Consider the following 270-nt stretch of genomic DNA (forward strand, 5'->3'; position numbering starts at 1 on the left):
CGGTCCTGACCAGCATGCCGGGAGTCGGCGTCAGGACCGGCCAAAGAGGGTGCGCAAGCACCAGTCGTTCAACTTCGGCAGCGACCTCGTCGCGTTGCTGACGCAAGGCCGCAAGCTGCTGGGCCAAACGGGGCATGACGATGGTGGCGGCTTGCGTGCCAGGCACGGTCACGGCTTGTTCGCTCAGTGCCTGAACGATCTCGGCCGCTAAGCCTTTGCCCATGCGAGGAGCGAGCTTGGTCAGGCGATTGGCGAGCGTCTTCTCGCTGG

1 pseudogene is annotated in these 270 nt (G+C 65.2%); it reads right to left on the reverse strand.

Features of this window, described 5'->3' with window-relative positions:
• Positions 1–270, reverse strand: a pseudogene (locus VL15_RS38915) (IS110 family transposase); the annotation flags it as partial.

Source organism: Burkholderia cepacia (genome assembly GCF_001039005.1).
Classification (GTDB): domain Bacteria; phylum Pseudomonadota; class Gammaproteobacteria; order Burkholderiales; family Burkholderiaceae; genus Burkholderia; species Burkholderia theae.